Source organism: Streptomyces sp., assembly GCF_031181555.1.
GTDB lineage: Bacteria > Actinomycetota > Actinomycetes > Streptomycetales > Streptomycetaceae > Streptomyces > Streptomyces fimbriatus.
On record NZ_JAPSKQ010000032.1, the window covers coordinates 37926 to 50203 of the forward strand.

General features: G+C 72.8%; 7 protein-coding genes and 1 pseudogene. 2 read left to right on the forward strand and 6 right to left on the reverse strand.

Annotated elements, in window-relative coordinates; genetic code table 11:
* Nucleotides 1–2031: lipopolysaccharide biosynthesis protein (locus RIM90_RS09870; RefSeq protein ID WP_309060227.1), on the reverse strand; the 2031-nt coding region annotated here is incomplete at its 3' end.
* Nucleotides 2024–3352: a DegT/DnrJ/EryC1/StrS family aminotransferase gene (locus RIM90_RS09875; RefSeq protein WP_309060228.1), complete on the reverse strand. Its 1329-nt coding sequence runs from the start codon at nucleotides 3350–3352 to the stop codon at nucleotides 2024–2026. The genes RIM90_RS09875 and RIM90_RS09870, both read right to left, overlap by 8 nt.
* Nucleotides 3353–3646: 294 nt before the next feature.
* On the opposite strand from RIM90_RS09875, the gene fahA reads away from it, so the two are divergent.
* Together fahA and RIM90_RS09885 are read left to right on the forward strand one after the other, a co-directional pair.
* A complete protein-coding gene (fahA, locus tag RIM90_RS09880; RefSeq protein WP_309060229.1) occupies nucleotides 3647–4861 on the forward strand; it encodes a fumarylacetoacetase in 1215 nt (404 codons plus the stop codon).
* Nucleotides 4862–5073: 212 nt separating this feature from the next.
* A complete protein-coding gene (locus RIM90_RS09885; protein ID WP_309060230.1) occupies nucleotides 5074–6012 on the forward strand; it encodes a M56 family metallopeptidase in 939 nt (312 codons plus the stop codon).
* 18 nt (nucleotides 6013–6030) lie between these two features.
* Here the strand turns inward: RIM90_RS09885 and recQ are convergent, their stop codons facing one another.
* The 4 genes and pseudogenes from recQ to RIM90_RS09905 all read right to left on the reverse strand — a co-directional run.
* Nucleotides 6031–8040, reverse strand: coding sequence for a DNA helicase RecQ (gene recQ / locus RIM90_RS09890; RefSeq protein WP_309060231.1), 2010 nt, complete (start codon nucleotides 8038–8040; stop codon nucleotides 6031–6033).
* Nucleotides 8041–8253: 213 nt separating this feature from the next.
* Nucleotides 8254–9912 carry an NADH-quinone oxidoreductase subunit NuoN gene (nuoN, locus tag RIM90_RS09895; RefSeq protein ID WP_309060232.1) on the reverse strand — a complete coding sequence of 553 codons (1659 nt, stop codon included), beginning with the start codon at nucleotides 9910–9912 and terminating at the stop codon, nucleotides 8254–8256.
* Complete coding sequence (locus tag RIM90_RS09900; RefSeq protein ID WP_309060233.1) at nucleotides 9909–11540, reverse strand: NADH-quinone oxidoreductase subunit M; 1632 nt, start codon at nucleotides 11538–11540, stop codon at nucleotides 9909–9911. Before RIM90_RS09900 ends, nuoN begins: the two co-directional genes overlap by 4 nt.
* Nucleotides 11541–11545: 5 nt before the next feature.
* Nucleotides 11546–12278: pseudogene (locus tag RIM90_RS09905) on the reverse strand (NADH-quinone oxidoreductase subunit L); the annotation flags it as partial.

A 12278-nucleotide genomic window follows, 5' to 3' on the forward strand; every position in this document is an offset into this window, starting at 1 on the left:
CCCGGCCGTGGAGGCGTGTGCCTGCGTCGTCCAGGGCGCGCTGCTCACCTCCGCCGGTTCTCCCCCCTCCCCCGCGCGCCCGCCTGACGGCGCGTCGGCGGCCCATGCGGGCCGGCCGGGGCGCGGCGCCGCGCTCCGCGGCGAGCGGCGGCCGGCCCGCGGCACGGCCGCACTCGCGGGCCGGTCCGCCTCGTCCCGGTCACGCGGCTCGTCCCGCGCGACCGGCTCCCGCTTCCGGGGCTCTCGCTGCTCCCCGTGCTCCTTCTCCTCCGTCCGGTCCCTCTCCTCCGTCCGCTCCCGGGTCGGCTGTCCGTCCCGCTCGTGTCCGTCCCGCTCGGCCGCCTCCTCGCGTCCCGCACCGTCTTCGACCGCCTCGCCGGTGCCGTCCCCGCCGCTCGCCCTCGTCTGCCGGACCGCCCCCGGCGCGTCGGGTCCGGCCCCCGGGAAGAGCGGCGCCTCCGGGAGCTTCGGTGTCTTCGGGGTGTGCGGCCGCACGATGAGGGCCAGCGTGTCCGCCTGAAGGGCCTCCCGTTCGTATCCGGGGCTGCCGATGAACAGCGTGACCGTGTCCTCACCGGCCTCACCGGCGTTCTCGTCCCCGTCCCCGGCCTCGTACGCCGCCCGGCGGGCCCAGCCCGTGCCGTACCCGGCGGTGGCGTTCAGCCGGGCCCAGCGCGTGCCGTAGTCGGGACCGGTGGAGGGCCGGTCCACGGGCCCGCCGGTCCTGTCGCGCAGCGCCGAGCGCAGCCCGAACACCGAGACGACCGCGATCAGCGTCATGCTGATCAGCACCGCCCACCCGGCCCCCGCGATCCCGGCCGGGGTGAACAGCACGGCCGCGCTGCCCAGCACCAGCACGCACATGGCCCCTTGGAGCGCGGCGAGCACACCGGTGCGCCCCTGCACCCGCAGCACTCCGATGTACAGCTCGACGACCACCCTGGGCAGTGCCCCGAGCGCGAGCAGCCGCAGCACCGTCGAGCCGTGCTCGGAGTAGTCGGCGCTGAACGGCGTGAGGATCTGGGGCGCGAAGACCACCAGCACCAGCACCACCGGCACCAGCAGCAGCGTCATCCTGCGCAGGGCCCCCCGCACCCCGTCGGCGAGCTGACGCGGGTCGTGCGAGGCGTGGGCGGTGAGCGACGAGGCCATGTTGATGGCCATGAACTCCATGGTGCCGCCGACGGTGTACGCCACGTAGAAGTAGCCGTTCTCCGCGGCGCTGAAGCGGACCGCGACCATCACCGGCAGCAGGTTGATCATCGCCAGGCTGAACAGCGCGCCGAGCGAGTCCCCGGCCAGGAAGCGGCCCATGTCCCGCAGCGGCGGCGGTTCCACGTTCCGGTCGGCGGCGGCCTGGCGCGGGATGAGCCGGCGGAAGACGAGCCAGCCGAGCGGCAGGGTGGAGAACGCGATGGCCACGGCCCAGGACACGAAGATGCCCAGTACGGGCAGCGCGCCCGCGAAGACGACCAGGAGGACCAGCTTCCCGACGGAGAAGACGGCGTTCCCGGCCGGCACCCACTCGGCCTTGCGCAGTCCCGTCAGCACCCCGTCCTGGAGCGTGAGCAGCGCCCAGGCCACGCACGCCGCGACGAACAGCGCCCCGGCCATCGGCGTGCCGAGCGGTTCGTAGGACGCGCCCCACTGGTCGAGCGTGAGCAGGAAGACGCCCGCGGCCAGGGCGACGACCAGCGAACTCACCCCGTACACGCCCCACACCAGGCGTCCCGTCTCACGGCCCGCGCGCGGTACGAAGCGGACCACGGCGCCGATCATCGTGGTCGCCGTGACGCTGGCGAGCAGCCGCATCGCGGCGATCGCCGCGGAGCCCTGCCCGACGGCGTCCTCCGAGTAGTAGCGGGCGGCCACGAGCCAGAACCCCAGACCGAGGACGGCGGACACGCCCGTGCTGAGCATCAGGAAGTAGGCGTTCTTGAACAGGGAGTCGGAACCGGACCCGTTCCCGGCGGACCGGGGGCCGCCGTCGGCGCGCGCCGCGGCGGGCTCGTGCACCTGGATCTCAGCCACGAGACGGTCCCAGCTCCTTCGCCGTCGTCGCCCCCCGCCGCACCGTACCGCTCTCCCCGCCCGGCGCCGGGTGCCACGCCCGGTCCCGCGGCGGGGCACTCCGCCGCGTCAGGGTCTCCGGCGGCTCGGCCGGCCGCGCCCCGGACCGCTCCAGCGCGTCGACGGCCTGCCGTGCCCGCAGCGGATCCACCGGCAGCGCATGCCGCGCGAACCAGCGTGCCGCCTCGGGAGCGGGCGACAGGTCCGTGAAGACCTCCCCCGCGTAGTCGTCGAGGGGCGGGTCGTAGAGGTAGCCGACGACGATCCCGCGCCGTGCCAGTGCCGCGATCGCCGCGTCCCGGTCCGCCACGAACAGCGGCACCCGGAACAACGGCTGCACCCCGCTCCCTTCACGCGGCCGGGCCCACCGCGTCGCCAGCAGCAGCGCGGTGCCCTCCCGGGACGCCTCCAGCACCTCGTCCAGCCGCCCGAGCCGGTGCCGGATCCGCCGCAGCCGCAACGGGCCGGACTCCAGGCGGTAGTGGTGCATGTCGACGCGGACCCAGGCGTCGTGCGCGGCCAGGTCCGGGGCCGAACCGACGGCACGGGACAGCGCGTCCGGACGCAACGGCATCCTGATCCCGTCGCGCTCCGCCGGCCCCAGCAGCCGCATCGCGGCCCGGGCGGCCCGCCGCAGCCCCAGCCCCCGCACGGCGGCCTCGGCGTACGGCCGTACCGCGTAGGCGAGTTCGGACACCGGCCGGCGCGGGGTGAGGAGCCGGCCGCAGGCCTCCCGCAGCGCCGCGCCGAGGTCCGGGTCGGCGCACGACAGGATGCCCCCCGCCTGCGCGCCGACGTGCTTGGAGAGGCTGAAGACGGAGGCGTCGCCCCAGGCCCCGACCGGCCGGCCGCCGGCCTCGCTGCCGATGGCGTGCGCCGCGTCCTCCAGCAGCGGGATGCCCAACGCCTCACAGCGCGCCCGCAGTTCCGGCACCGGATCCGGATTGCCGTACAGGTTCGTCGTCAGCACGGCGGAGAGCGATCCCCACACGTCGCCGGGCACGGCATCGATGTCGATGGACGCGTCGAGCGGGTTCAGCGGCGCCTGCACCGGCCGCAGCCCCGCCGCCAGCACGACGAAGAAGATGACGTCGTCGTTGACCGGCGACATCAACACCCGGCCGCCCGGCGGGCACCAGTGGCGCAGCGCCACGAACAACCCGAATCTGCACGACGGCACGTACACACATTCCCGGCCGAGCCGGCCGCGCACCGTCTCCTCCAGCCGTTTCGGCTGCGAGCCGGAGCGCACCGAACCCGGGCCGGCCTCCCCCATGGCCATCCGCCCCCCTGTGTGCCATCGGAAACGCCCCCTCCCCGAGGCCTTCCGGCACCCGCCCAGAGTCGCCCCGTTCGCACCACTCCGTCAAGATTGCATCGCGTCCTGTGGATAACTTCCGGTACGCGAGGGGAAGCGGTGCATGAGCCCTTCCGCCGCCGCGCGCCCCGCCCACCGGACCCTTCCGCCCCCGCACCACCGTGCCGCCTCTGCCCAAGACCGCCGTGTCACCCGTAACGTGTGGCACGGCCACGGACACGTGGAGCACCTGCGCACACGAAAGAGAGGCAGCACCCGATGCCCCCCTTCGATGTCCCCGAGGGCGATCCCTTCGGCCCGCACAACCTGCCGTACGGCGTGTTCTCGCCGCCCGGCTCGTCGGAGCGGACCGTGGGTGTCCGGCTCGGCGACCACGTCCTCGACGCCGGTGCGGCGGCCCACGCCCTCGGTTCCCCCTACGCCTCCCTGCTCGCCCGCCCGACCCTGAACCCGCTGCTGGCGGCGGGCCGTACGGCCTGGTCGGACGTGCGGCGGGCGCTCACGGCGTGGGTGACCGTGCCGGCGCACCGGGAGACCGTCGAGCCCCTGTTCCACCCGCTGTCCGAGGTGACCCTGCACCTCCCCTTCGAGGTCGCGGACTACGTCGACTTCTACGCCTCCGAGAACCACGCCCGGAACGTCGGCCAGATCTTCCGCCCCGACGCCGCCGACTCCCTGACCCCCAACTGGAAGCACCTGCCGATCGGTTACCACGGCCGCTCCGGCACGGTCGTGGTGTCCGGCACCGACGTCGTGCGCCCCTCGGGTCAGCGCAAGGCGCCCACGGATCCCGCCCCGGTCTTCGGCCCGTCCGTCCGGCTGGACATCGAGGCCGAGGTCGGCTTCGTGGTCGGCGTGCCGTCCGAGCCCGGCCGGCCGGTGCCGCTCGGCGACTTCCGCGACCACGTCTTCGGCCTCTGCCTCCTCAACGACTGGTCCGCACGCGACATCCAGGCGTGGGAGTACGTCCCCCTCGGCCCGTTCCTCGGGAAGTCCTTCGCCACCTCGGTGTCGGCCTGGATCACCCCGCTGGACGCCCTGGAGGAGGCCCGGGTGGCGCCGCCGGAGCGCACCCACGCGCTGCTGCCCTACCTGGACGACTCGGACGAGGAATCCGCCGGCTACGACCTGCGGATCTCCGTGGCCGTCAACGGCCACGTCGTCTCCGAACCCCCCTTCTCCACCATGTACTGGACGGCCGCCCAGCAGCTCGCCCACATGACCGTCAACGGTGCCTCCCTGCGCACCGGCGACCTGTACGGATCCGGCACGGTGAGCGGCCCCGCCGAGCGGGAACGCGGGTCGCTCCTCGAACTGACCTGGAACGGCCGCGACCCACTCGAACTCCCCGACGGCAAGCGGACGTTCCTGGAGGACGGCGACGTCGTGACCCTGTCGGCCTGGGCACCGGGCCCGGACGGCGCCCGCGTGGGCCTCGGCGAGGTCACGGGACGGGTGGTTCCCACGGCCTGACCGCCCCGGCCGGCGCCCCGATCACGGCGCGCACCCGGATCACAGCGGGCACCCGGATCTCGACCGCCCCCTGACTCGCACCGCCCTTCGCCGTCATACTTGGCGTCGGGCGGTGTGTGCGCGTGCGCACGCGCACCGCGCCGTCCTCACCTCACGCACGACCCCGCACGACCCGAAGCCGCCCTCTTCCGACAGGACCCGGAGTCCGTGGCATGACCGTCTGCCTGCTCCTGCTGAGCGTTGTCGCCGTGACGGCCGCCGTGCCCGTCCCCCGTGCGCTGACCCGGGCGAAGTGGCCGGAACGGGAACCGGTGGTCGCCCTGTGGGTGTGGCAGTGCCTGGTCGCCACCGTCCTGCTGTGCTGCGTGACGGCTCTCGCCCTGGGCGCCGCAGCCGTCTTCGGCACCGTCCGCGCCCAGCTCTTCGCCCCGGCCCCGCCCGCGGTGACCGCGGCGTACGACCTGTCCGCCGCGCCGCCCTGGGCCGCCGCCCTCACCGTGCTGCTGGCCTGCGGGGCCGCCTGGACGACGGCCATGCTCGGGCGCGAGCTGGTCGAGGCCCGCCGGCGACGCGCCCGGGCCCGGGCGCATCTGCGCGAACGCGCCCCCGATCTGCCCGCCGGCCTCCCCACGGCCCGTGGTCCCCTGCTGGTCCTGGAGGACGAGTACCCGGACGCCTGGTGGATGCCGGGCAACCCGCCCCAGCTGATCGTCACCACCGGTGCCCTGCACCGCCTCACCGACCACCAGCTCGACGCCGTCCTCACCCACGAGCGCGGTCACGCCCGCGCCCGCCACGACTGGCTGCTGCACCTCTCCACCGCCCTGGCCACCGGTTTCCCCCGCATCCCGCTGTTCACCCACTTCTGCGACCAGACCCACCGCCTGGTCGAGCTGGCCGCCGACGACACGGCCTCCCGCCGCTGCGGCCACCTGACCACGGCCCTGGCGCTGATCGAGCTCAACCAGCACCGCGGGGTCCTGTCCTGCGCCTCCAGCCACCGCCTGCTCGGCGAGCGCGTCGACCGCCTCCTGGAGCCCCCGCCCCGCCTCGGCCGCCGCCACCGCGCCCTGACGACGACCGTGGCGGCGCTGGTGCCGCTGCTCCCCCTGCTGATCACCTTCGCCCCGGGGCTGACGGCACTGCCGTAGCCGGGAGCGAAGCGCGCCCTACGCCCAGTCCGGCTCGGGTTCCGGTTCCGTTTCGAACCCGGGCCAGTCCTCCTGGTCTCCCCGGTCGCCCCGGGCCTCCTCCCCCGCCGCGTGCGGCGGGGCCTCCGCCCGTCCGGCTTCGGCCTCCACCGCCGCGCCGGAAGGCCCGCCCAGTGCCCCCAGCACCGCCACCACGCCCTCCCCGTACGTGGCCAGCTTCTTCTCCCCCACCCCGCTGATCCCGCCGAGCTCGGCCACCGAGGTGGGCCAGACCGTGACGATCTCCCTGAGCGTGGCGTCGTGGAAGATGACGTACGCCGGGACGCCCTGCTCGCGGGCCTGCTCGGCACGCCAGGCACGCAGGGCCTCGAAGGCCGGCACGAGTGCCGCGGGCAGCTCGGCGGCGGCGGCCTTGGCCTTGCGCTCGCCCCGCCCCGAGCCCGACGGTCCCGACCCGCCCGACCGGGAGGTCACCGGTTTCTTCGGCTCCTTGCGCAGCGGCACCTCCCGCTCCCGCCGCAGCACCGCCCCGCTGGCCTCGGTGAGCACCAGAGTGCCGTACTCGCCCTCGACCGCGAGCAGTCCCTGGGCGAGCAACTGCCGGACGACGCCACGCCATTCGGCCTCGGTCAGCTCCTCGCCGATCCCGAACACGGAGAGCTGGTCGTGGTCGAACTGGATGACCTTGGCCGTGCGCCGCCCCAGCAGGATGTCCACGATCTGCACCGCGCCGAACTTCTGCCCGCGTTCCCGCTGCAACCGCACCACCGTGGACAGCACCTTCTGCGCCGCGACGGTCCCGTCCCAGGTCTCCGGCGGGGTGAGGCAGGTGTCGCAGTTGCCGCAGCCCGCCGGGTCGGGGTCCTGGCCGAAGTAGGCGAGGAGCTGACCGCGCCGGCACCGAACGGTCTCGCACAGGGCGAGCATCGCGTCCAGGTGTTGGCCCGCCCGCCGCCGGAAGGACTCGTCGCCCTCGCCGGACTGGATCAGCTTGCGCTGCTGTATGACGTCGCCCAGCCCGTAGGCCATCCATGCCGTGGACGGCAGTCCGTCGCGGCCCGCGCGCCCCGTCTCCTGGTAGTAGCCCTCGACCGACTTGGGCAGGTCGAGGTGGGCGACGAACCGGACGTCGGGCTTGTCGATGCCCATCCCGAACGCGATGGTCGCCACCACGACCAGACCGTCCTCCCGCAGGAACCGCGCCTGATGCGCGGCACGCGTCCCCGCGTCGAGGCCCGCGTGGTACGGCACCGCCTCGATGCCGTTGCGGGTGAGGAACTCGGCGGTCTTCTCGACGGAGTTGCGCGACAGGCAGTACACGATGCCCGCGTCCCCGGGGTGCTCCTCGCGCAGGAAGCTCAGCAGCTGCTTCCTGGGGTCCGCCTTCGGCACGATCCGGTACTGGATGTTGGGGCGGTCGAAGCTCGCCACGAAGTGCCGGGCCGTCGGCATGTTCAGCCGCTCGGTGATCTCACGGTGCGTGGCGTGGGTGGCCGTCGCCGTGAGCGCGATCCGGGGCACGTCCGGCCATCGCTCGCCGAGCAGCGAGAGCATCAGGTAGTCCGGCCGGAAGTCATGCCCCCACTGGGACACGCAGTGCGCCTCGTCGATCGCGAAGACGGAGATCTTGCCGCGCGAGAGGAGGTCCAGGGTGCTGTCCAGCCGCAGCCGCTCCGGCGCGAGGTACAGCAGGTCCAGCTCGCCGGCGAGGAACTCGGCCTCGACGACCCGCCGCTCGTCGAAGTCCTGCGTGGAGTTCATGAACCCGGCCCGCACGCCCAGCGCCCGCAGCGCGTCCACCTGGTCCTGCATCAGCGCGATGAGCGGGGAGACGACCACTCCCGTACCCGGTCTGACCAGGGCCGGGATCTGGTAGCACAGCGACTTGCCGCCACCGGTCGGCATGAGCACGACCGCGTCTCCGCCCGCCACCACGTGCTCGATGACCGCTTCCTGCTCACCGCGGAAGGCCTCGTACCCGAACACGCGGTGCAGCGCGGCCAGCGCCTCGCTCTGCGTCACTGTCATCCCGCCACTACCGCCCATCACCGTGCCCCCGTGAGTCGTCCCTCGACCACTGCCTCCACGATAGGGGCCCGCACCGACAGCCCCGGAGTTGTCCACAGGCACGGGTCCGCTTCCGGCGCGAGCGGCCCGCGCACGGCCGGCGGGACGGCAGCGGCCCGGCTCCCCCCGGGTTCCAGGGGTGCCGGGCCGCCTCGTCCGCCGGCGGGCGCGCCGTCAGCGCACGAACACCCCCGCGTCGCCCGCCAGCTCCAGGAAGTACTGCGGTGCCACACCGAGCACCACCGTGACCGCCACGCCCGCCCCGATCGCCGTCATCGTCAGCGGTGACGGCACCGCGACGGTCGGGCCCTCGGGGCGCGGCTCGCTGAAGAACATCAGGACGATGACGCGGATGTAGAAGAACGCCGCGATGGCCGACGAGATCACACCGATCACGACCAGCGGGGCCGCCCCGCCCTCCGCCGCCGCCTTGAACACGGCGAACTTCCCGGCGAAACCGGAGGTCAGCGGGATGCCCGCGAAGGCCAGCAGGAACACCGCGAACACCGCCGCCACCAGCGGGGAACGGCGGCCCAGCCCCGCCCACTTGGACAGGTGCGTCGCCTCGCCGCCGGCGTCCCGGACCAGCGTGACCACCGCGAACGCGCCGATCGTCACGAACGAGTACGCCGCCAGGTAGAACAGGACGGACGACACACCGCTCGGCGTGGCGGCGACGACACCGGCGAGGATGAAGCCCGCGTGCGCGATCGACGAGTAGGCCAGCAGCCGCTTGATGTCGGTCTGCGTGATCGCGACGATCGCACCGCCCAGCATGGTGACGATCGCGACGGCCCACATCACCGGCCGCCAGTCCCAGCGCAGGCCCGGCAGCACGACGTACAGCACCCGCAGCAGCGCGCCGAACGCCGCCACCTTGGTCGCGGCCGCCATGAACCCGGTCACCGGCGTGGGCGCGCCCTGGTACACGTCCGGCGTCCACATGTGGAAGGGCACGGCGCCGACCTTGAACAGCAGGCCCATCACCAGGAGCGCGGCGCCCACGAGCAGCAGCGCGTCGTTGCCCATGGTGTCGGCGAGCGCCGGGTTGACGTCCTGGACCGTGCCGTCGACGACCTGCGCGATCGTCGCGTACGACATCGAGCCCGCGTAGCCGTACAGCAGCGCGATGCCGAACAGCGTGAACGCGGAGGCGAACGCGCCGAGCAGGAAGTACTTGACCGCCGCCTCCTGCGACATCAGCCGCTTGCGGCGGGCCAGCGCGCACAGCAGGTACAGCGGGAGCGAGAAGACCTCGAGCGCCACGAAGAGCGTCAGCAGGTCGTTGGCCGCCGGGAAGATCAGCATGCCGGCGACCGCGAAGAGCAGCAGCGGGAACACCTCGGTGGTGGTGAACCCGGCCTTGACCGCCTTCTTCTCGCTGTCGCTGCCCGGCACGGAGGCCGCCTGCGCGGCGAAGGAGTCGACCCGGTTGCCGTGCGCCGCCGGGTCGAGCCGGCGCTCGGCGAAGGTGAACAGGCCGACCAGGGCCGTCAGCAGGATCGTGCCCTGCAGGAACAGGGCCGGCCCGTCGACGGCGATGGCTCCCATCGCCGCGATGCCCGCCTTGGTGGTGCCGTAGTCGTCGGCCGCGAGCGCCACGACCGCGGCGAAGGCGGCGGCGAGGGCGACCGCGGAGACGAACATCTGCGCGTAGTAGCGCGACTTGCGCGGTACGAACGCCTCGACCAGCACCCCGATGATCGCCGCGCCGACGACGATCAGGGTGGGCGCGAGCTGTCCGTACTCGATCTTCGGCGCGTCGATCTTCGAGATCGGGTCGGCCGCGACCGCCGCCGTTGTCCACAGGTTGTGGACGGCTGTTGCACTCACTTGGCCGCCTCCACCTCGGGCTGGGGGTCCTTCTTCTCAACGTCGGACATGGTCTGCTCCACCGCCGGGTTCACGACGTCCGTGACGGGCTTCGGGTAGACGCCCAGGAAGACCAGCAGCACGACCAGCGGCGCCACCACCGCGATCTCCCGCACCCGCAGGTCGGGCATCGCCGCGACCTCGGGCTTCACCGGGCCCGTCATCGTCCGCTGGTAGAGGACGAGGGTGTAGAGCGCGGCGAGGACGATGCCGAAGGTGGCGATGATGCCGATCACCGGGTAGCGCGTGAACGTGCCGACCAGGACCAGGAACTCGCTGACGAAGGGCGCGAGCCCCGGCAGGGAGAGGGTCGCCAGACCGCCGATCAGGAACGTGCCGGCGAGCACCGGGGCGACCTTCTGCACACCGCCGTAGTCGGCGATGAGCCGCGATCCGCGCCGCGAGATCAGGAAACCGGCGATCAGCATCAGGACGGCGGTCGAGATGCCGTGGTTGACCATGTAGAGCGTCGCGCCGGACTGGCCCTGGCTGGTCATCGCGAAGATGCCCATGATGATGAAGCCGAAGTGCGAGATCGACGCGTAGGCGATCAGCCGCTTGATGTCGCGCTGACCGACCGCGAGCAGCGCGCCGTAGATGATGCTGATGACCGCCAGCACGAGGATGACCGGCGTCGCCCACTTGCTGGCCTCCGGGAACAGCTGGAGGCAGAAGCGGAGCATCGCGAAGGTGCCCACCTTGTCGACGACCGCCGTGATCAGCACGGCCACCGGCGCGGTGGACTCCTGCATGGCGTTGGGCAGCCAGGTGTGCAGCGGCCACAGCGGCGCCTTCACCGCGAAGGCGAGGAAGAAGCCGAGGAACAGCCAGCGTTCGGTGCTGGTCGCCATGTCGAGCGAGCCGTTGGCCCGTGCCTCGGCGATCTCGGTGAGCGAGAAGTTCCCCGCGACCACGTACAGCCCGATCACCGCGGCCAGCATGATCAGACCGCCGGCCAGGTTGTAGAGCAGGAACTTCACCGCCGCGTACGACCGCTGCGTGGCCGCCGCCTTCTCCCCGTGCTCGTGGGCCCGGTCCCCGAAGCCGCCGATGAGGAAGTACATCGGGATCAGCATGGCTTCGAAGAAGATGTAGAAGAGGAAGACGTCGGTGGCCTCGAAGGAGAGGATCACCATCGCCTCGACGGCCAGGATCAGGGCGAAGAAGCCCTGCGTGGGCCGCCACCGTCCCTCAGCGATGCTGGTGGGCTCAGTGCCCGTCTCCTCGGTGCCTCCCCTGCTCGAACGATGTTGGGAGCTCGGGGAAGGGTCGGCGTCGTGCCAGCCCGCCAGGATGATGAACGGGATCAGCAGGGCGGTCAGCGCGATCAGCGCCACCGCGATGCCGTCCACGCCCAGTTCGTAACGGACCCCGAAGTCCGCGATCCAGGCGTGGGACTCGGTGAGCTGGTAGCGGTCGCCGTCCGGGTCGAAGCGCACCAGGACGACGATCGCCAGGACCAGCGTGGCGAGCGAGAAGAGCAGGGCCAGCCATTTGGCGGCCGTGCGCTTCGCGGCCGGTACGGCGGCCGTGGCGATCGCCCCGATGGCCGGGAGCACCGCCGTGGCTGTCAGCAGAGGAAAGGACATCGGTATCAGACCGCCCTCATCAGCAGGGTCGCGGCGACCAGGACCGCCGCGCCGCCGAACATCGAGACCGCGTAGGACCGCGCGAAGCCGTTCTGCAGCCTGCGCATCCGCCCGGACAGGCCGCCCATCGAGGCCGCCGTGCCGTTGACGACCCCGTCGACCAGGGTGTGGTCGACGTAGACCAGCGAGCGGGTGAGGTGCTCGCCGCCGCGCACCAGGACCACGTGGTTGAAGTCGTCCTGGAGCAGGTCGCGCCGGGCGGCCCGGGTGAGCAGCGATCCGCGCGGGGCGACGGCCGGGACCGGACGGCGCCCGTACTGGGTCCAGGCGATGGCCACGCCGACGACCATCACGGCGACCGTGGAGAGCGTCACCGTCAGGGCGCTGATCGGCGGGTGGCCGTGGTCGTGCCCGGTGACGGGCTCCAGCCAGTGCAGGAAGCGGTCGCCGATGCTGAAGAAGGCACCGCCCGCGACCGATCCGACGGCCAGCACGATCATCGGGATCGTCATGACCTTCGGCGACTCGTGCGGGTGCGGCGGGGTGTACTCGCCCCGGGTCTCGGCGGCGGGCTCCACGTCCGGTTCGGCCGGGGACGGCGTCGGGGCGTTGCGCCAGCGCTCCTCGCCGAAGAACGTCATCAGCATCACGCGCGTCATGTAGTACGCGGTGATGGCCGCGCCCAGCAGGGCGCAGGCGCCGAGGATCCAGCCCTCGGTGCCGCCCTTGGCGAACGCC